We start from the raw sequence: 18,292 nt of genomic DNA on the forward strand, positions 1-18,292 counted from the left end.
GTCCTACATACAGCCCTACCTCTTCTTCGGCGGTCGCTGCGAGGAAGCCCTCGAGTTTTACAAATCCGCCATCGGTGCCGAAGTGCAGATGCTCATGCGCTACAGCGACAGCCCCGACCCCATGCCACCCGACACACTGCCAGCCGGCTATGAAAGCAAAGTCATGCACGCCAGCTTCAAGGTCGGCAGCAGCGTGATCCTGGCCTCCGACGGCTGCGGTGGCGAAGAGAGCAAAGGCTTTCGCGGCTTCTCGCTCTCCCTCGCGTTACCCACGGAAGCCGAGACAGAGCGTGCATTCAATGCCCTTGCTGAAGGCGGCGCCGTCAACATGCCTCTTGGCAAGACCTTCTGGTCCTCTCGCTTCGGCATGCTGCAGGACAAGTTTGGCATGGGCTGGATGGTCACCGTGGCTCCCAGTGCAGAATCAAAGCCTGCTTAACCTCACCCCCTTAAAGCCATGCAAAAAATCAGCCCTTTTCTGTGGTTCAATGACAACGCCGAAGCGGCGGTGGACTTCTACATCTCCGTCTTTCAAGACGGCAAAATCCTGCGCAAGACCCATTACGCCGAGGTGCCAGCCGAAAACAGACCGCCATGCCCGCCCGTGGGCACCATGATGACTGTGGAGTTTGAACTCTTCGGCCAGAACTACACCGCCTTGAATGGTGGCCCTATCTTCAAATTCAATGAGGCCATCTCCTTCGTGGTATCATGTGACACCCAGGAGGAAGTGGACCGTTACTGGGACGCTCTCACCGCCGATGGCGGCAAGCCCGTGCAATGTGGCTGGCTGCAAGACAAATTCGGTGTCTCATGGCAGATCGTTCCCACCGTGCTGGCAGACCTCATGGCCTCCAGCGATCCAGCCCTCTGCTCCCGCGTCACTCAGGCCATGCTTAAAATGATCAAGCTCGATATCGCCACACTCCAGCAAGCCGCTGCATCCAAGTAAAATCGTCATTCATTCCCATGAGTCAGCTTCCAGACCATTCCACCGAGATCATCAGCACCCGCATCTTCCCGGCAAGCCGCGACCGCATCTTCACCGCCTTCAGCGATCCCAAGCAGCTCGCTCAATGGTGGGGGCCCAAGGGCTTCACCAACACCTTCGATGAATTCGACTTCCGCCCCGGTGGCGACTGGAAATTCACCATGCACGGCCCCGATGGCAAGGACTATGTCAATCACACCCGCTTCATCGAAATCGTTCCTGCCGAGCGCATCGTCTATGAACACATCTCCCCCCACTTCCGCATGACCATCACCCTCGCTGATGCAGGAACCGGCACGCACATGACCTGGTGCATGCAGTTTGAAACCGCCGAAATCTGCGAACGCTTCAAACCGATCTGCGTCCCGGCCAACGAAGAAAACTTTGATCGACTCGCCGCCCATCTCGGAAAGGGCGGACTCATCCCATGAATGCCCGCTAAAAACTCAACACAGCCTCAAACATTCCCGATTCGTACAGTTCGCAATCCCCTCTCCACACATGAAATACGCCCCCCTAGTCGCATCCATCCTCCTCGGACTTCTGTTCATCATGAGCGCCTGCATGGTCCTGTTCAATCTCGCGCCCATGCCAGAGCTTCCGAAAGACACGCCCATCTTCCACTTCATGGCAGCCTTTGGCCCCACGGGTTACATGAAATTTGTGAAGGTGTTTGAACTCATTGGAGGCATTCTCCTCCTCGTTCCCAAGACACGGAACCTCGGACTCCTCTGCCTCGGCCCCATCATCCTGAACATCCTCGCCTTCCATCATTTCGTCGCAGGTGATGGCATCTTCCAGCCCATGCTTATCGGCATCTCCCTTCTCGCTCTGTTCATCCTCTGGTCTGAACGCAAGGCCTGGGCTGGACTGCTGCGCTGATTAGCGGACAATTGAAAGGTTGGGTGGTCTTGGACGGTTCACAGCTGCGTCCCACCAACCGCCATGACCACCCGCCGCACCTTCCTTGCCACCACCGCACTGACCGCCGCCACCCATGCGTTTGCGGCGCCAAAAGACAACGACATCAAGATCGCCCTCATCGGCTGCGGCGGGCGCGGCACCGGGGCCTGCAATCAGGCGCTCTCCGCAGGGTCCACCATCAAGCTGGTGGCGGTGGTTGATCCTTTGGAAGGCAAGGCCCAGGCGGCGCTGGACATTCTCAAAGCGAAGCACGAAGGCCAGGTCGATGTTCCACCTGATCAGGTGTTCACCAACTTCGAGGACTACGCGCAGGCCTTCGCCCTCGCAGACGTCGTTCTCATCACCACGCCTCCCGGCCCACGCCCCTTTCTCTTTGAGCAGGCCGTGAAGGCCGGCAAACACGTCTTTATGGAGAAACCCGTCGCGGTGGATGCCGCTGGCGTACGCCGCGTGCTGGCCGCCGCAGAAGAGGCCAAGAAGAAAAACCTCAATGTCTGCGTGGGCTTTCAGCGCCGCTATCAGCCCAGCTATATGGACATGATCGACCGCATTCATGCAGGTGAAATCGGCGACCTCGTCTTTGGCCGAGTCTATTGGAATGGCACCTCGCGCCCGGGCTTTGTGCGCGAACCCAAGGAGAGCGAAATGCACTACCAGATCCGCAACTGGTACTTCTTCACCTGGATGAGCGGAGACCACATCCTGGAGCAGCACTGCCACAATCTCGACGTGGCCAATTGGGTGATGAAGGGCGTCATGCCCATCAAAGCCGTGGGCCAGGGCGGACGTCAGGTGCGCCGTGCCCGGGAAAACGGCACCATCTTTGACCATCACACCGTCGAGTTTGAATACGAAAGCGGCATGCGCATCCTCAGCCAGTGCTGCCAGATCGGCGGCAAATGCGCACGGGATGTGAGCGAGCACTTCCACGGCACCAAAGGCGCGGCCGATCTTGCCAACGGCGGCAAGTTCCTCATCAACGGCCAGGTCCCCGGCGGCAAACGTTTGCGCAACAAGGAAGATCCTTATCAGCTTGAACACGATGCGCTGTTTGAAAACATCCGCACCGGCAAAGTCCGCAACGACGCAGACTACGCGGCGCATAGCACCATGATGGGCGTCATGGGCCGCATGGCCAGCTACACCGGTCAGGTCATCACCTGGGAGCAGGCCATGAATTCGCAGGAAGCCCTCGTCCCCGACAACATCACCTGGGCCACCGAACCGCCCGTGAAGCCGGACGAGGATGGCTGGTATCCCGTGGCCATTCCAGGAACGACTATGCCGGCGTGAGCTCACCCCTCATGCCAATGCCCCCATCCCATGCGCAGCCCGGGCCTGCCGGCACTTGTCATCACCCATCTCCACACTCCGGCACGGCGTCGTACGCTGCTCATAGATGCCGCATGAAACACACGAGCCCACCTCACCGTCCAGATTCACGCAGCGCACCGGCTTCGCTTCTGTTCCCCGAAAACAAACCTGCCACGGACTCACCTGCAACAGCATGCTTTCATCCAGACCACGCTGCACCGCCTCCTGCCAGTAGAAGGAGACGCGGTAGTGCGCACAGCACGCCCCACAGCTCTGACAGGGGGAAGGTTCAAGGTTCATGGCAGGATCCCCTCCCATAACACTTTTCCTCATTTCAGCTTCGACATTTCTTCAGCCTTCAGATTGACTCATTCCCGCACACATGTCTTCCGCGTCCCCCAAATGGTATTCCACCGTCACCCGCTACCAGTGGCTGGTGCTCCTCGTCGCTTCACTCGGCTGGGTCTTCGATGCCTTTGAAGGACAGATCTACAATCTGACGCGGGCAGACATGCTGCCGGAACTGCTGCATGTGAAAGCAGATGATCCACTCGTCAAAGTATGGGGAGAGCGCTTCCTCGGCATCTTCCTTCTCGGCGGCACCTTCGGCGGTCTGCTCTTCAGTTCACTCGCTGACAAATGGGGGCGCAATCCCGTAATGGCCCTGACGATCTTGTTCTACTCGGTGTTCTCCGGTATCACCGCCTTTGCCGGTGAGATCTGGGAAGTCGGAGTACTGCGCTTTCTGGTAGCTATGGGTGTTGGCGGCGAGTGGGCTGTGGGCGCGGCTCTGGTGGCCGAAGTATTTCCCAAAGAAGCACGCGAGCGCGCAGGCGGCATCTTCCACGCCACCAGTGTGGCTGGCCTCTGGCTCGCGGCTGCTTCTGGACTCTGGGTGGGAACCCAATGGCGCACTGCTTACATGCTCGGCGTCGTCCCTGCCCTGCTAGTGCTGTGGGTACGCCTGAGCATCAAGGAGCCTGAGGCATGGAAGGAGGCGCGGCAGTCCAAGCCCAAACGCATGGGCAGTTTCAGCGAACTGCTCGGTACGCCGCGCTGGCGCTCACGCGCGATCTTCGGCGCGCTGCTGGCCATGGTGGGTCTTGCCACCTTCTGGGGAGTGGTGGTCGCAGGTCAGGACATCGCCGCTGATTTCCTCAAGCGTGCAGGTGATCCCGACTGGGCCAGCAAATCCAAGATCGCCTTTGGTTTCATTCAAACCGCAGGCGCTGGTGCAGGCATGCTGGCCTTTGGCCCGCTGAGCGCACGCTGGGGCTGCAAGAAGACCTTTGTCATCATGCACCTCGCCGCACTGGCCCTGACGCCCATCGTTTGCTGGCTCCCGTCCTATGTTGGCAGCTACACGCTGCTGCTCGTGCTGCTGCCGATGTTCGGCTTCTTTGCCCAGGGCATCCATGCGGGCTATGCAGCGTTTTTCCCCGCGCTGTTTCCCACCCATCTGCGCGCCACGGGTTCCGGCTTCTGTTTCAATACCGGCCGCTTGCTCGCAGCACCCGTGCTTATCTGGCTCAGCGCCTGGATGAAATCGACCCTGGATCTGCGCACCGCGATCACCTGCCTTGGCGGCTTCTTCCTGCTCGGCCTGATTTTCCTCACTTGTCTGCCAGAGACACAAGGAGAAGATTTACCGGAGTAACACGCGCCCATGCCCACGGTCCAATTCACCGCCAATCTCGCGAGTCAGACCGCAGCACCTGCATGCACGGTGGAAGGAACCACGGTTCGTGAGGCCTTGCACGCCGTGTTCACACGGCATCCCACGCTGCGCAGCTACGTGCTGGATGACCAAGGAGCCGTGAGGCAGCATGTGGTCGTGTTCGTCGATGGCACCGCCATCACTGACCGGCTGAAGCAGTCGGATGCCGTGCGCCCGAACTCGGAAATCTTTGTGATGCAGGCACTCTCAGGAGGATGAAAACCATGAGCGCAAAACTCTACCTCGGCACCCGCAAAGGACTCATCGAAGCAGAACGCAGCGCCACAGGCTGGCGCATCACCCGCAATTCTTTTCTCGGCGTGCAGGTGCCCATGCTTCTGCCGGATGCACGCGATGGCACGCTCTACACCGCCGTGGAGCACGGACATTTCGGCACCAAATTTCACGCCTCTCATGATGCAGGCGCGAGCTGGGAGGAGCGCGCCTGCCCGGCCTTCCCGCCCAAGCCGGAGGCCACGCCAGACGTGGTCAATTTCGTGAGCCAGCAGACCATCCCATGGGACCTGAAAAAAGTCTGGGCACTGGAAGCCGGAGCTGCGCCAGGCGAGTTGTGGTGCGGCACGTTGCCCGGCGGTTTATTTCACTCTCTCGATGGCGGCGCCTCATGGCATCTCGTTGAAAGCCTGTGGAATGATCCCGGACGTGCCAAATGGATGGGCGGCGGCGCGGATTGGCCCGGTATTCACACCATCCTCGTCGATCCCCGCAACAGCCACCGCCTGCTCATCGCCGTCTCCTGCGGCGGCGTTTGGGAGTCCACCGACAACGGCTCCAGCTGGTCCAACATCGGCACCGGCATCCGCGCGGAATACGTGCCACCAGAGCAGGTCTATGATCCCGGCATTCAAGATCCGCACCGCATCGCCTGGAGCGCTGCGGATCCTGACACCATCTGGATGCAGCATCACAACGGCATCTTCCACTCCACGGATGGCGGCAGTAACTGGCGCGAGATCCTAAATGCCAAACCCTCCAATTTCGGCTTCGCCGTGGCCATGCATCCGCAGGATCCGCAGACCGCGTGGTTTGTGCCCGGCATCAAAGACGAATGCCGCGTGGCCTGCGACGGTGCCGTCTGCGTGATGCGCACTCGCGACGGTGGACAGACCTTCGAACCACTGCGCAATGGGCTGCCACAAGAGCATGCGTATCATCTGGTCTATCGCCACTGCCTAGATGTCACCGGCGATGGCCGCACCCTCGCCTTCGGCAGCACCACCGGCTCCGTCTGGATCAGCGAAGACGGCGGCGACTCATGGGAACGCCTCAGCGCCGATCTGCCGCCCATTTATTGCGTGCGGTTTGGGTGATGCCGGATCCGAATTCGCGATATGCTTCAATGCATCACCCGTCTTTGATACTGCGCAACAGATCCCCGCTCATGATGTCCAGACGCGGGCGGTTCTTGAGAAAGATAATCGGCGAACGACTGGCCACGGCCAGGGATGCCAGCTCTGCCTCCGTGAGTTTTTCAACCGGCCTGCCGTGAAGGCGCATGGACAGGTGATGAATGCCTGTCTGGCCCGCTCCATCGTTCAGACAGGCGCAGTAGAGCAGATCCCGATCTGCCTCGGACAAATGCCAGTACAGAGACCAGCTCCAAAAAAGGGTGCGGGCATGCCAGTGCCAAGCATCGGTTTCACTCAGCCCATAGCGGATCAGCAAACACCGAGCGGTGACATGGTCCCGCGCCCCGCCGCCTGCATGGAGGCACTGGATCAGAAATGGAGGAAGTGCAGGCGTCGCCAGCTTTTGCACCTCGACCATCTGCCGGATCTTCGCCATCCGCGGCCGAAATGACCGGACGTCTGAGCGCAGAAACACCAAGCCCACGCCAGCCATCAACAGCCCGATGCTCATCATCGGGATCAGCACGAGCAGCCGCAGGATGCGCCGCCCACTGATGGCAGATTGCATTGGCTCTGTTTGCTGTCTGCTCATGATTGTCTGGGCCAAGGCATGAAGATTCTCGGCGGACTCAGTCTGCTATAAATTGCATTCCTTCCAAGGCTCGTTGTGTGAAATGGATGTGAAACTGACATGCCAACCAGCCATCTCGCCCATTTCATTCTTGGCCCTTCGGAGCCTTCGCCTGCTCCCACTCAATCGTTCCCAGTGCCTGAATCGCCGCCAGGAAATCAGGGTCTTTCGAGTCATTGGCAAGGATGCTGATCGTGACGAGAACATCTGGCACGGGCGCCACGAAGGCCGTTGAGACGGCTTTGGCTTTACCCGCTTCAGCGGGATCGTCAGCGGGGGAGGTGTCCGTGTATTCAGCGTGGCACCCGACCCCCTGCTTGAGCTTTATTTCCTGCATCTGCCCCTCCCCTTCCACCGAACCGGCTGGGACAAACCGCTGTGCCGTTTGCTGGATGTCGTTCAGGGTCTTGTAGCGCACCGAGCTGTTGAAGAAGGTCATCTGCCAGCTCTTACTGGGGTCATTGATGGAAAAAAACGACAACGTATGCTGCGCCCCGGTTCCCAGGCCTTGAGTCACACAATGGTTCCCGGCACACCATGTCGAAGGCACATCAATCTGCACCCGGCCCATGCCACCCAGAGTAAACTGCTGCCCCGGCCCCTTGAACCTGGAAAAGGTGCAGTAAAAGAGAGACTCCGCCAGTTTCTTCAGCATCTGTTTGTCATCGTCCGTCGGTGAGATGACCGACGCGTGCACATCCACCCATTTGCCCAACAGCTCGAAGTAGCAGTTGATATGGGCCTGCGTCGATTCCTCCCCCAGGCTCTCATCCTTGGTCACAGACTCAACGCATTCACACATGGGCGTGTTCCAATGCTTGACGCTGTCCTGTTGAATCATCGGGTTCTGGCTGGCCAGCTTCCGGAAGTGATCGCGGCAGGCTTTACTGTCGCCGCCCTTGCCGACCGGCGCGCCTACAAAAGCTGAGACATTGAACCGCCCCGCATTGGCCCGGTAGGTCAGTCCATCGGCCTTGTACTCCTGGCTTTCCACGGCAAGCACGGGGCCTTCAAACTTGATCTGCCAGCCTTGGCCCACAACGGGCATGGTCAGGATTTCGGCATTCAGGACCGCACAGCCAAACACACTGACCAGCAGCCCTGTGATGACATGCCTCATACCGTCGAAAGTTGGGGATTGTTCACACCATCGCAGGCGCAAAGCCATCCTTCTGCTTCTTCTTCAGCTTGCCCATGCGGACGAGTTCCACATCCGCAGCCACCACCTTGTACTCGGGACAAAGGGTGTCGCCATCGCAGCCTTGGCCGGTGACGTTGTTCACCATGGCATCGGGAAAGTGAAAGGTGGTGTAAAGAATACCAGGCTTCACCTCATCGGTGACGCGGGCTTCCAGTTCCACCTCACCGCGCGCGCTGGAAAGCCGCGTGATGTCACCCGTGCGGATGCCTTTGCGCTTCGCGTCCTCGGGATTGATGGAGAGCAGGTCCTGCGTCACGATCTCACTGTTGCCCGTGCGTCGCGTCATGGTGCCGCAGTTGTAATGCTCCAAAATGCGCCCCGTCGTGAGGATGAAGGGAAACTCCTGCCCGTTCGTCTTCAACTCGTTGGACTCCACCCACGGGAAGAAATGGAAGTGACCTTTGCCACGAGTGAACTGCTCCTGGTGCATGATCTGCGTGTCCACACCGCCTTCTTTCACCGGCCACTGCTTGCCATTGATGCCCAGATTTTCCCAGGTGGCTCCTTTGAAGAAAGGCACAATCTGAGCGATCTCCGCCAGCACACCATCTGGCGTGTAGTCCGCCTGCGGGAAACCAAAACGCTGCAAGATTTCGCACATGATCTGGCCGTCGGGCTTGGTGCCCGCGAGCGGCTTCACGGCGGCGTTCACGCGCTGCATTCGGCGCTCGGCATTGGTGAAGGTGCCGCTCTTTTCCAGGAAGGAGGACGCAGGCAAAATCACATCAGCATACTTCGCCGTTTCGGTCATGAAGATTTCCTGCACCACCAGGAACTCAAGGCTTTCCATCGCATGGCGCACATGGTGCGCATCCGGATCTGTCTGCACGACATCTTCCCCCATGAGCCACAGTGCCTTCAGCTTGCCTTCGACGGCAGCATCAAACATCTGCGGAATTTTCCAGCCGGGTTCGCTCGGGCTCGGCACACCGTAGAAGTCAGCATAACGCTTCTGCACCTCGACGTCGGCCATTTCAAAATAACCCGCACCTTGATGCGGCTGGCAGCCCATGTCCGCAGCACCCTGCACGTTGTTCTGGCCGCGCAGCGGATTCACACCCACACCAGGACGGCCAATATTGCCGGTCATCATCGCGAGGTTCGAAATGAGCATGACGGTCTTCGCACCCTGCTCATGCTCAGTGACACCGAGGCCATGGAAGCTCATCGCAGCTTCAGCGGAGGCGTATTCGATGGCGGCGGCGCGCACGAGTTCCAAACTCACGCCGGTGATTTTTTCCAGCGCCGGCAGGTCCAGCGCACGCAGCCCGTTCTCAAACTCGTCCCAGTTCTCACAGCGCTTCTTCACGAACTCGGTCTTCACGAGACCGGCATCGAGAATGCAGCGGGCAAACATGTTCAGCAGCGCCACGTTCGTGCCGGGGCGCAGTTGCAGGTGATGCTTCGCATACGGCACCAGTTCGATCTTGCGCGGATCGATCACGATCAGCGGCGTTCCCTTCATGATGTGCTGCTTCAGGCGCGCACCCGTCACAGGATGGCCTTCCGTCGGGTTCGCACCGATGACCATGATGCAGCGCGTATGCTCAATGTCCTCATACGAGTTCGTGGCCGCACCCGTGCCAAAGCTCTTTTGCATGCCCCAGGCTGTCGGCGAGTGGCAGACGCGGGCGCAGCAGTCAATGTTGTTCGTGCCCATGACGCCACGGATGAACTTCTGCATGAGGTAGTTCTCCTCATTGGTGCAGCGTGCGGAAGAAATGCCCGCCACCGCCTGCCCACCGTGATCCTTCTTGATGCGGGTCAGATTTTCAAAAATGTGATCGTAAGCTTCCTCCCAGGTCGCTTCCTTGAACTGACCATCCGGCTGCTTGATCAGCGGTGTGCGCAGGCGGTCCTTATGATTGTAGAACTTGAATGCAAAGCGCCCCTTCAGGCAGGTGTGTGCGTGGTTCACTTCGGCATCCACCGGAGCCTGAATGCTCAGCACCTGATCACCCTTCGTCGCCACGTTGAGATTGCAGCCCACACCGCAGTAGGTGCAGATGGTGCGCGTCTTCTTCGTCGCCTCAATGGACTTCGAAAAGAACACATCACTGATGGCCGAGGTCGGACAAGCCTGAGAACACGCACCGCAGGACACACACTCGGAGTCCGCAAACGATTCATCCAGCCCCTTGATGATCTTCGCATTGAAGCCGCGGCCATGCATCGAGAGCACATGCTGCCCCTGGATTTCATCGCACGCACGCACGCAGCGCGCACAGTTGATACACTTGGAAAGCTCGGACGTCATGTAGGCGTGCGAATGGTCCTTCTTGCGGTCCAAATGGTTCGCCCCCGCCGGATAGCGCACCCCACGGATGCCCACCTTCGCCGCCACGGTTTGCAGCTCACAGTTGCCGCTCACCTCGCAGGTCAGGCAGTCCAATGGATGATCCGTCAGCACCAGTTCGACGATGTTCTTGCGCAGCTTTCGCACCTTCGGCGATTCGGTAAACACATGCATGCCCGCCGTCAAAGGCGTGTGGCAGGAGGCCACCACGCGGCGCGGCCCATCAGCCTGCAGCGCCACTTCGACCGAGCACACACGGCAGGCGCCATACGGCTCAAGCTGCGGCGCATCACAGAGCGTCGGCACATGTCCGCGCCCGCGGTGGCGGTCGATGAAGTTCAGCAGCGTGTCGCCTTCATTGAACTGACAGGCATCGCCATCAATGAAAGCGGTGAGAGTGGATAGATCCTTGACCATAAAAGAGGTGGTTTGGGATGAAGGCTAGGCTTTGAAATAGGGACTGAGTTCGGCACCAAAATGCTCCAGCGCATTCTTGATGGGCAGTGGCACACCGCCACCGAGAGCACACAAAGAAGTCTGCTCCATCGTATCGAGCAAATCCGTGATCAGCTCGCGGTCGATCTTGTAGCTGCTGTCGCTCCGCGCTTTGGCGATGAGTTCCTTGCCACGCGTGCTGCCGAGGCGGCAGGGGAAGCATTTGCCGCAGCTCTCGTCAGCGGTGAACTGGAAGAGGTGCTGGATGTATTCGATCATCGGCATCGACTCCGGAATGCTGACAACGCCGGCATGGCCTTTCATGAACCCCTCATACTTGAACGACTCGAAATCCATGGTGAGTTTGCCCACGTGGCTCATCGGCACGATGCCGCCGAGCGGCCCGCCAATTTGAAGAGCCTTGACCTTCGTGTTAAAGCCGCCGGCCAGGTCGATCACCGTCTGCAATGGCGTGCCCATGGCCACCTCGTAGATCCCGGGCCTCACGAAATGGGAATCCAGCGAAAGCAGTTTCGGACCGGTGGACTTCGGTGTGCCGATCTGCGCGTAACCTTTTCCGCCCAGCGTGAGGATCGCGTGGATGTTCGCCAGGGTCTCCACGTTGTTGACGATGGTCGGCTTGCGGAAAAGTCCTTCAATCGTCGGGAACGGCGGACGCGTACGCACTTCCGGGCGCTGGCCTTCCAGGCTGGCAAGCAGCGCGGTTTCCTCGCCGCAGATGTAGGCTCCCGCACCTTTGATGGACTTCAGCATGAAGTTGAAGCCGCTACCCAAAATGTTCTTCCCCAGCAGACCCGCAGCTCGCAGGTCTTCGATGGCTTCATTGATGATCGTGACCGAATCTGGATACTCAGCGCGAATGTAAAGAATGCCGTTCTCCGCCCCCGCAAACCATCCCGCCACCATCATGCCCAGCAGCACGCTGTGCGGCTGCTTCTCCATGAGGTATTTGTCGATGTAAGCCCCCGGATCTCCTTCGTCTGCATTGCAGACGATGTATTTGTCCTTGCCCTCAGCGGCGCGGCAGGAGGACCATTTGAAGTGCAGCGGGAAACCCGCACCGCCTCGGCCACGCAATCCGCTCTCCTTCAGTTCCACGCCCAGCGCATCACGATCACCGTCTGCAATGAGCTTTTTAAACGGCGCGTAGTACACGTCAATGCCGGGAAACTCAGCCGTGAGCTGTGGAGGTTGTAGATGCGATACCACTGCATACCGATCTTCCGCATCACCCTTCCCCGTCTTCACGAGTTCGGCCAGCGCCTCGTCGCTCTGCCCGGAGTAATTCTTGCCCTGATACTGCAGCGCCCCGCCCTCATGGCAGCGGCCCAGGCAGCAGATGTGCCCGATCTCCTCAGGCTTAAAATGCGTCTCCAGCGTGTGGTGCAGCTTGTCCTGCGTCCCCGCGCACAAGCAGGCGCTGCCGTTGCAGACGAACACCTTCTTGCCCTCATTCTCCTTTTTCAGGAAGTCATAGAACGACACTGCGCCCAGCGTGATGGCATCCCCAAAGAGATGATCCTGTCCCATCTGGTGCACCACGTCATTCTTCTCAGCCGTTCCCGCCTTGTCGGCGGCATCGACCATGCGTTCAAAGACGTTTTTTTCGACACCTTTGCGGAAAGAGAGGGCACTGAGATTTTTTGACATGCGGTTGGTGGTGAAGATTAACGACCAAAACCTGCGAATGCATGCTCAAAAATTGAGATTAAACCGCTTCCACGATGATCTTTTCACCCCTGATTTCCCGCACTCGCACGGGGGTACCGCTTTGTACATACCCCCCCTCCACCATCGCCTCGATCAGCCTTCCGCCGATATCGATGGTCCCATAGGGTCGCAAGGCGCTCCGGGCCGTGCCGCTGTCTCCCACTTGCGCCCGGATGGCGTCCCGCATCGCCGGAGCATCAATCAGGGTCCCGCCGGCGGAGGTTTGCAGGATCAGCGAACGGAAGGGGCGCAGGTCCGGCAGCCAGAGACAGACCAGCGTGATGATCACCGCCGCCCCCGTCACTCCGAGCGCAAAATTGCGGAACCCGGTGGCATACGCAGCAAGGTTGAAGCTGTCCGCGCTGGCCCCGCTCGGGGGCAGCACCTCCCAGCCGGACATCGCATAGACCAGCGCCACCATCACACAGATAAAGCCCGCGATCCCCGGCAGAATCGTCCCGGGTGCCGCCAGCAGCTCCACGCCGATCAAAACGATGCCCACCACAAAAATAGCCGCCACGACCAGCGTCTCCTGCCCGGCCAGACTCCCGGCCACGTAGTGCCCAAAGAAAAACAGCGCAAAAGCCGCGACGGAAACGAAGCCAGGCAGGCCAAAACCGGGCGTCTGCATTTCGAGATACCCCCCCGCGAGACCGATCAGGATCAAAATCGCCGCATAGCGCGTGACCCAAATGGCGATCATTTCAAAGCCCGTGGGCTCGGCGGTGATAACCTCCCCTTTCAGGGATTCGAGTTGTTTGATCTCTTCGATCGATTTGACGATCCCCTTGGCCAGCAGCGGCTTGCCATCGATCTGCATCGTCGCCTGCGCAGAATCCAGCGTCACAATCTCCCCTTTCGGAATGATCACCTGCCCGTTGATGCTGAGTCCACGGTCCATGTCGATCATCCCTTCGATAATGCGGACATCGTGCCCCTTCTCACGCACCACCGTCCGGGCCATGCCCATGAAGGCGGAGTTGTTCTTCGCACGCTCCGCCTGGGCCAGCGGCGTGCCATCGCCTGAAACCGGCGTGGAGGCACCGATGGCGCTGGCGGGTGCCATGTAGATGGTGTTCGTCGCCATCGCGATCATGGCGCCGGCTGAGATGGCCCGGGTGTTCACAAAAGCAAAGCTGCGCGCCTTGAGATTCTGCAGGTCCTGCATCATCAGGCTGATCGTGTCCCAGGCCAGTCCGCCGGGCGTATCGAGCTCAAAGATCACCGCCTCGGCGCCGTCATTGTTGCAGCGGGTGAGCGTGCGCTTCATGAACTCAAAGCGCGCTGGCAGGATCAGATCGTCCTGCCCCACCGGAATGACGACGACCTTGCCTGCATAGCTTTGGCTGCTGGTAAAGGCAGGGGCTTCACTCTGCTTCGATTTGGACTCCGCCTCGGGCGCAGGCTTGGCTTCCACCGCCTTTTTAAGAGTTTGGTCATACCAGACACCGTTGAGGATGACCAGCTTCCCCTTCGGCTCGGCGGCTTTTGCCAGGGCCTCCACGTCAGAAACGATCGCACGTGCCAGCAGCGGCTTGCCCTCCACGGCCTGAACGGCGGTGTCAGCGTCCAGCAGCAGCAGTTCCCCTTTATCCGCCAGCGTCAGGGTGCCAAGCACCAAACCCTTGTCACGATCCACAAAAGCATCGGCGATCTCCGGGCGGTGCCCCTTGAGCTTGCACAGACTGCGCGCACCAGCTTTCAGCACAGCCAGCGACTCCGCCAGCAGGGTGTCCTGCGCTTTTTGCGAGAGCTCTTCGCCCGTCTTCACCTTGGGAGGTGCCGCGCCGATGCGGGAACCGGGAGCCATCCAGATCTCATCACAAGCCAGCGCCAGCAAAGCACCACCGCCGATGGCCGAAGTGTTCACGTAGGCATGCGTTTTGATCTTCAAGCGCGCGACCTCCTCCGCCAGAGACAGCGCAGCTTGGGCATGGCTCTGCGTGACGTTGATGTCGAGGATCAGCCCCGCCGCCCCTTGTTTGATGGCTTCATCCATCCACTGCCGCAGTTCACGCCAGCGCCGTATGTCCTCGATGTCAGAATCGGTGACACCCACCCGGGCCATCTGGCCGGTTAGTGGTGCCGCGAAGCCTGTGGCAGAAAGCACCGTCAGGCTGGCCAGCAGAAGAAGACGTAAGATTTGCATGCTCAAGACTACGAGGATGTCGCCCGCACCGCAACCGGCACTGCGTCAGCCTTTTTTGCCAAACAGCAGCCGCCAGACATACATCAGAATCAGCGCCCCGCCCACGGCCGTAGCGATGCCTTTGATGCTGAATTCCCCCACGACGCCCCATTGGAAAAGGCTGCCGACCTTGCCGCCGATGATGCTACCAATGATTCCCAGCAGCACCGTGGTGATGGGGTTCATGCCCTGCCTGCCGGGCATGATGAGTTTCGCAAGTATGCCCGCGACCAGTCCGAGCGCCGACCAGATAAGAAGTCCTTGGAGTGACATAAGGCCGCCATGCTACTGAGACATGCCCGGCACCGTCAATTCCATTCCTACTCCTTCTTTGCAACCTCCTGCCATGCATGCCAGCCGCCTTTCAGCACAAACGCGTTCTCAATGGGAAGTGTCTGCTTGAGTCGTTCGAGAACCTTGCGGCTGGCGTCGCACTTCGCTGCATTGCAGTAGATGATGATGGGCTTCGTGTTGGTCTGCAGCGTGTCCAGCAAACCAAAAAGCTGCTCTTCAAAATGCTGCTCGTTCAGCAGCACCGCACCCGGGATGTGCTCGGCGTCATGCTGCTCCTGGATGCGGGCGTCGATCCACAACACTTTGCCCAGCCAGCGCTCTTGAATGACCTGCATGGAGACCTCGTCATTCCGCAGCGGCTCCTCCATCAGATACAGCGCCGGGGCACGCGGGTGCCACTCACGGGTGGCCCAGGCCGCCGTGGCAGCTAGCAGGATGAGGATCGTGGCCTGACGAAGCATGGAAAACATACAGAGGCAGCTCAGGGCTTGTTCTCTGCCGTGGCGGCAGCAGGCTGCGCCTCCGGCTTCCGGGTGATCGTGAAAAAGGCGAGCTGGTAGCGGTATTTGGCGATGGTGCTGTTGGTCTCGATCTTGAGCGCCCCCATCGTGACCTCCTCTGTGCTTTTAGGCTTCACCGTAATTAGATACTCCCGCCCTTCCCTGATCTCCTTCCAGTCGAATTCCACATTTTCACGGGTCGATGTGATTTTGATGATCTTCATCGGCTCATCGCCCACGAATTTGACCTGGCAGGCCTTGGTCGCCGGAGCATCACCAACCAACCACTGGAGATTCTTGGGCTTGATGTCTACAACCGCCGGCACATCAAGGATGAAGTTGATCTGCCAGTCAGGCTGCTTCGGGTCGTCGGTATTGACCGTGACAAATTTTTCATGCCTTCCCACAAACGTGGAAACCTTGAACGACGCGTGTCCCGTGCCGACTTCACCCGGCTTGTACTCAGCCTTGTCCAGTTCAGCGCTCAGGCAGCTGCAGGCGCTTTCAAGGCCCAGGATTTTGACCGTCTTGTCGCCCTTGTTGCGGAACTTGAAAGTGGTCTCCACCTCCTCGTCCTCCGGCTTCGGCTTCAGTTCGATCGCAGGCACGTCGAGAGACAGCTCGGCATGCACCGAGGCGGCAAGCGCAAATAGGAGAAGGGTAAGTCGGGCGGCTGGCATGTAAAAATATAGCACAATTTGGCGTCAAATCTATCGCTGCGAGCAAATGAGCTGCTGAACTTCATCATGCTTGCCAATGAAAAAGAATACCAGCTCAGGAGGCGTGGTGACAAAGACAAAGGCCAGCCGCTCCTCAAGACCTACACGGCATTCAAAGATATTTTTTGTCAGACGGCGGATGCTGATGCCGGAGTGCAGGTGCGGGTGCCCCCATGCAGCCAGCACGGAGTTCATCGCCTCGCCGATCACCTTGCGGTCGGCTTTGGTGCGCTGACGGAGTTGGTCCAGAAGATCAGCGGTGACTCTTGCCCGCAACAAGGGCTTCGATGTCGCCAGTGAACTCTCGGAGGTTTCCTGCTTTCCCCTCTTTTTCGATTTTGCCATGAACGTTTTTTGCAAAGTCGGCCAGTTCACTCTCAGTCGCGCCATACTCACGCATCGCATAGTCAGTGGCTTCCACTTCCACTGGGCGCAGCGCGATGATTTTCCCGTCCAGCACGATGCCAATATCGTCGCCTTTCAGCGCCCGACGCAGCAGGCTGGAAAGGTTTAAACGTGCACTCGTGGGCGTCAGTGTGGTCATGGCCATACTTAAAAATGACGCATTTCCGGCGTTTATGCGAGCAGATATTCAGCGTCACTGCGCACCACCTCCAAAGTTGACGTCAAGCCCATGCCCGCGCACCCTGCCCGCCTATGCGATTCGCGATTTGCAACGAGACCTACCAGAACTGGACCTTTGAAAAAATGTGTGAGGACGCCGCAGCGGCGGGGTATCACGCCATCGAACTGGCCCCCTTCACCCTGAAGGAAGACCCCCGCGAACTGACCGTGGAAGAGGCCCTCACCCTCTGCGCCAAGGCCAAATCCTTCGGTCTGGAAATCCTCGGCCTCCACTGGCTTCTGACAAAACCCACGTGGTTTCACATCACCACGCCCGACGCCCTCCAGCGCAAGGAAACCGCCAAATTTGGCCGGCACCTCGCTCAATTCTGCGGTGCCACCGGCGGCCGCATCATGGTTTGGGGCAGCCCCAAGGCCCGCAATATCCTGCCGGAATGGAACTACGAAGACGCATTCAAACGTGCCGCTGACTGCGTTCGCGAAGTGGCCGAGGAATGTGGCAAATACGGTGTCGTCATCGCCATGGAGCCTCTCGGCCGCAAGGAAACCAACTTCCTCAACACCGCCGAAGAGACCATCCGCCTCTGCAAGCTCGTGGACCATCCCTCCTGCAAGCTGCACCTCGATGTGAAAGCGATGAGCGATGAGTCCAAGCCCATCCCGGACATCATCCGCGACAGCAAGGAGTGGACCGTCCACTTCCACACCAACGATCCCAACCTCCGCGGCCCCGGCCAGGGCGAAGTGAAATACGAGCCCATCATCGCCGCCCTGCGCGAGACCAACTACGATGGCTACCTGTCCGTCGAAGTCTTCGATTATACCCCCGATGCCCCCACCATCGCACGCCAGAGCATTCAGTACCTGAAGCAGGTGATGGGGTTATAAGCAGTACGAAAAACGGGATGGCCTCTCGGCCATCCCGCACTGTGATTGATTGAAATCAGACGCCGCGACTACGCTGGATCCTTGGGTTTGTCAGGAGCCGGGGCGGGAGCAGGAGCAGGACCCTTCGGCGCATCGCCTTCGACGGGTGGACGACGGAAGCCGCCTTGACCTTCTCCAGGAGGGCCGCCAGCACCACCAGGGCCGCCGCCTTCACCAGGACGATTCATGCCTGGACCACCCTGACCGCCGCGGAACATCTCGCGCATTTTTTCCATGGCCTTGAGGTACTCCTCTTCGGAGACGCTGCCGTTGCCATCTGCATCCATGCGCTTGAAGTTTTCCTTGGGATCACCAAACATGCCGCGTCCACGACCACCTTCTCCACCCGGGCGCATGCCCTGGCCTTGAGGTTGGCCGCCGGGAGATCCTCCAGGGGGGCCACCTTCGCCACCAGGCGGACGACGGAAGCCGCCACCCTCACCGCCGGGGGGACCACCGCCTTCGGGAC

20 protein-coding genes and 1 pseudogene are annotated in these 18,292 nt (G+C 59.4%); 9 read left to right on the top strand and 12 right to left on the bottom strand.

All coding sequences use genetic code 11. The features are described from left to right. The first annotated feature begins 7 nt into the window (after window positions 1–7). The 5 genes from WAW39_RS01475 to WAW39_RS01495 all read left to right on the top strand — a co-directional run bounded on the left by WAW39_RS01475 (window position 8) and on the right by WAW39_RS01495 (window position 3,208). Entirely contained in the window at window positions 8–439 is a 432-nt protein-coding gene (locus WAW39_RS01475) for a VOC family protein (RefSeq protein ID WP_422315074.1), read from the top strand. A gap of 18 nt (window positions 440–457) precedes the next feature. Beyond that, on the top strand, window positions 458–952 hold the full coding sequence (locus tag WAW39_RS01480) for a VOC family protein (RefSeq protein ID WP_422315036.1): 495 nt from the start codon (window positions 458–460) through the stop codon (window positions 950–952). Window positions 953–969: 17 nt separating this feature from the next. Continuing rightward, window positions 970–1,422 (top strand): SRPBCC family protein, encoded by a 453-nt coding sequence (locus tag WAW39_RS01485; RefSeq protein ID WP_422315038.1) that lies wholly within the window; start codon window positions 970–972, stop codon window positions 1,420–1,422. A gap of 70 nt (window positions 1,423–1,492) precedes the next feature. Next, window positions 1,493–1,873, top strand: a complete 381-nt coding sequence (locus WAW39_RS01490) for a hypothetical protein (protein WP_422315040.1) — start codon at window positions 1,493–1,495, stop codon at window positions 1,871–1,873. A gap of 63 nt (window positions 1,874–1,936) precedes the next feature. After that, on the top strand, window positions 1,937–3,208 hold the full coding sequence (locus tag WAW39_RS01495) for a Gfo/Idh/MocA family protein (RefSeq protein WP_422315042.1): 1,272 nt from the start codon (window positions 1,937–1,939) through the stop codon (window positions 3,206–3,208). Window positions 3,209–3,217: 9 nt separating this feature from the next. Here WAW39_RS01495 and WAW39_RS01500 read toward each other — a convergent pair whose 3' ends face one another. Continuing rightward, window positions 3,218–3,529 (bottom strand): YkgJ family cysteine cluster protein, encoded by a 312-nt coding sequence (locus tag WAW39_RS01500; RefSeq protein ID WP_422315044.1) that lies wholly within the window; start codon window positions 3,527–3,529, stop codon window positions 3,218–3,220. A gap of 82 nt (window positions 3,530–3,611) precedes the next feature. On the opposite strand from WAW39_RS01500, the gene WAW39_RS01505 reads away from it, so the two are divergent. From WAW39_RS01505 to WAW39_RS01515, 3 genes are read left to right on the top strand one after another with little or no spacing between them, the layout of a single operon-like run. Continuing rightward, entirely contained in the window at window positions 3,612–4,886 is a 1,275-nt protein-coding gene (locus WAW39_RS01505) for an MFS transporter (protein ID WP_422315046.1), read from the top strand. Window positions 4,887–4,895: 9 nt separating this feature from the next. Continuing rightward, on the top strand, window positions 4,896–5,165 hold the full coding sequence (locus tag WAW39_RS01510; RefSeq protein ID WP_422315048.1) for a MoaD/ThiS family protein: 270 nt from the start codon (window positions 4,896–4,898) through the stop codon (window positions 5,163–5,165). 5 nt (window positions 5,166–5,170) lie between these two features. Then, on the top strand, window positions 5,171–6,277 hold the full coding sequence (locus WAW39_RS01515; protein ID WP_422315050.1) for a WD40/YVTN/BNR-like repeat-containing protein: 1,107 nt from the start codon (window positions 5,171–5,173) through the stop codon (window positions 6,275–6,277). Window positions 6,278–6,311: 34 nt separating this feature from the next. Here the strand turns inward: WAW39_RS01515 and WAW39_RS01520 are convergent, their stop codons facing one another. From WAW39_RS01520 to WAW39_RS01565, 10 genes are all read right to left on the bottom strand, one after another. Next, window positions 6,312–6,884, bottom strand: a complete 573-nt coding sequence (locus WAW39_RS01520) for a hypothetical protein (RefSeq protein ID WP_422315052.1) — start codon at window positions 6,882–6,884, stop codon at window positions 6,312–6,314. 148 nt (window positions 6,885–7,032) lie between these two features. After that, window positions 7,033–8,067, bottom strand: a complete 1,035-nt coding sequence (locus WAW39_RS01525) for a hypothetical protein (RefSeq protein WP_422315054.1) — start codon at window positions 8,065–8,067, stop codon at window positions 7,033–7,035. 22 nt (window positions 8,068–8,089) lie between these two features. Beyond that, window positions 8,090–10,861: a formate dehydrogenase subunit alpha gene (fdhF, locus tag WAW39_RS01530; RefSeq protein ID WP_422315056.1), complete on the bottom strand. Its 2,772-nt coding sequence runs from the start codon at window positions 10,859–10,861 to the stop codon at window positions 8,090–8,092. A 24-nt stretch (window positions 10,862–10,885) separates the two neighbouring features. Beyond that, window positions 10,886–12,550 (bottom strand): NADH-ubiquinone oxidoreductase-F iron-sulfur binding region domain-containing protein, encoded by a 1,665-nt coding sequence (locus WAW39_RS01535; RefSeq protein ID WP_422315058.1) that lies wholly within the window; start codon window positions 12,548–12,550, stop codon window positions 10,886–10,888. A 58-nt stretch (window positions 12,551–12,608) separates the two neighbouring features. After that, complete coding sequence (locus tag WAW39_RS01540; protein WP_422315060.1) at window positions 12,609–14,759, bottom strand: NfeD family protein; 2,151 nt, start codon at window positions 14,757–14,759, stop codon at window positions 12,609–12,611. Between the two features lie 45 nt (window positions 14,760–14,804). After that, window positions 14,805–15,071, bottom strand: coding sequence for a GlsB/YeaQ/YmgE family stress response membrane protein (locus WAW39_RS01545; protein WP_422315062.1), 267 nt, complete (start codon window positions 15,069–15,071; stop codon window positions 14,805–14,807). Window positions 15,072–15,118: 47 nt separating this feature from the next. Further along, entirely contained in the window at window positions 15,119–15,553 is a 435-nt protein-coding gene (locus WAW39_RS01550) for a rhodanese-like domain-containing protein (protein ID WP_422315064.1), read from the bottom strand. 20 nt (window positions 15,554–15,573) lie between these two features. Beyond that, on the bottom strand, window positions 15,574–16,272 hold the full coding sequence (locus WAW39_RS01555; RefSeq protein WP_422315066.1) for a DUF1573 domain-containing protein: 699 nt from the start codon (window positions 16,270–16,272) through the stop codon (window positions 15,574–15,576). Between the two features lie 30 nt (window positions 16,273–16,302). Beyond that, window positions 16,303–16,590, bottom strand: a complete 288-nt coding sequence (locus WAW39_RS01560) for a hypothetical protein (RefSeq protein WP_422315068.1) — start codon at window positions 16,588–16,590, stop codon at window positions 16,303–16,305. Beyond that, complete coding sequence (locus WAW39_RS01565; protein WP_397381025.1) at window positions 16,565–16,855, bottom strand: hypothetical protein; 291 nt, start codon at window positions 16,853–16,855, stop codon at window positions 16,565–16,567. Before WAW39_RS01565 ends, WAW39_RS01560 begins: the two co-directional genes overlap by 26 nt. A 113-nt stretch (window positions 16,856–16,968) precedes the next feature. On the opposite strand from WAW39_RS01565, the gene WAW39_RS01570 reads away from it, so the two are divergent. Then, the gene (locus tag WAW39_RS01570) at window positions 16,969–17,784 is read left to right on the top strand and encodes a sugar phosphate isomerase/epimerase family protein (protein ID WP_422315072.1); all 816 of its coding nucleotides are present in this window, start codon (window positions 16,969–16,971) and stop codon (window positions 17,782–17,784) included. 68 nt (window positions 17,785–17,852) lie between these two features. Here WAW39_RS01570 and WAW39_RS01575 read toward each other — a convergent pair. Then, a pseudogene (locus WAW39_RS01575) lies at window positions 17,853–18,292 on the bottom strand (hypothetical protein); the annotation flags it as partial.

This window comes from Prosthecobacter sp. (assembly GCF_049294395.1).
Classification (GTDB): Bacteria; Verrucomicrobiota; Verrucomicrobiia; order Verrucomicrobiales; family Verrucomicrobiaceae; genus Prosthecobacter.

Bases quoted from the DNA above. Each gene is read 5' to 3' on its own strand.
- WAW39_RS01480 (WP_422315036.1), top strand. From the start codon at position 458: ATGCAAAAAATCAGCCCTTTTCTGTGGTTCAATGACAACGCCGAAGCG.
- WAW39_RS01485 (WP_422315038.1), top strand. From the start codon at position 970: ATGAGTCAGCTTCCAGACCATTCCACCGAGATCATCAGCACCCGCATC.
- WAW39_RS01490 (WP_422315040.1), top strand. From the start codon at position 1,493: ATGAAATACGCCCCCCTAGTCGCATCCATCCTCCTCGGACTTCTGTTC.
- WAW39_RS01495 (WP_422315042.1), top strand. From the start codon at position 1,937: ATGACCACCCGCCGCACCTTCCTTGCCACCACCGCACTGACCGCCGCC.
- WAW39_RS01500 (WP_422315044.1), bottom strand. From the start codon at position 3,529: ATGAACCTTGAACCTTCCCCCTGTCAGAGCTGTGGGGCGTGCTGTGCG.
- WAW39_RS01505 (WP_422315046.1), top strand. From the start codon at position 3,612: ATGTCTTCCGCGTCCCCCAAATGGTATTCCACCGTCACCCGCTACCAG.
- WAW39_RS01510 (WP_422315048.1), top strand. From the start codon at position 4,896: ATGCCCACGGTCCAATTCACCGCCAATCTCGCGAGTCAGACCGCAGCA.
- WAW39_RS01515 (WP_422315050.1), top strand. From the start codon at position 5,171: ATGAGCGCAAAACTCTACCTCGGCACCCGCAAAGGACTCATCGAAGCA.
- WAW39_RS01520 (WP_422315052.1), bottom strand. From the start codon at position 6,884: ATGCAATCTGCCATCAGTGGGCGGCGCATCCTGCGGCTGCTCGTGCTG.
- WAW39_RS01525 (WP_422315054.1), bottom strand. From the start codon at position 8,067: ATGAGGCATGTCATCACAGGGCTGCTGGTCAGTGTGTTTGGCTGTGCG.
- fdhF (WP_422315056.1), bottom strand. From the start codon at position 10,861: ATGGTCAAGGATCTATCCACTCTCACCGCTTTCATTGATGGCGATGCC.
- WAW39_RS01535 (WP_422315058.1), bottom strand. From the start codon at position 12,550: ATGTCAAAAAATCTCAGTGCCCTCTCTTTCCGCAAAGGTGTCGAAAAA.
- WAW39_RS01540 (WP_422315060.1), bottom strand. From the start codon at position 14,759: ATGCAAATCTTACGTCTTCTTCTGCTGGCCAGCCTGACGGTGCTTTCT.
- WAW39_RS01545 (WP_422315062.1), bottom strand. From the start codon at position 15,071: ATGTCACTCCAAGGACTTCTTATCTGGTCGGCGCTCGGACTGGTCGCG.
- WAW39_RS01550 (WP_422315064.1), bottom strand. From the start codon at position 15,553: ATGCTTCGTCAGGCCACGATCCTCATCCTGCTAGCTGCCACGGCGGCC.
- WAW39_RS01555 (WP_422315066.1), bottom strand. From the start codon at position 16,272: ATGCCAGCCGCCCGACTTACCCTTCTCCTATTTGCGCTTGCCGCCTCG.
- WAW39_RS01565 (WP_397381025.1), bottom strand. From the start codon at position 16,855: ATGACCACACTGACGCCCACGAGTGCACGTTTAAACCTTTCCAGCCTG.
- WAW39_RS01570 (WP_422315072.1), top strand. From the start codon at position 16,969: ATGCGATTCGCGATTTGCAACGAGACCTACCAGAACTGGACCTTTGAA.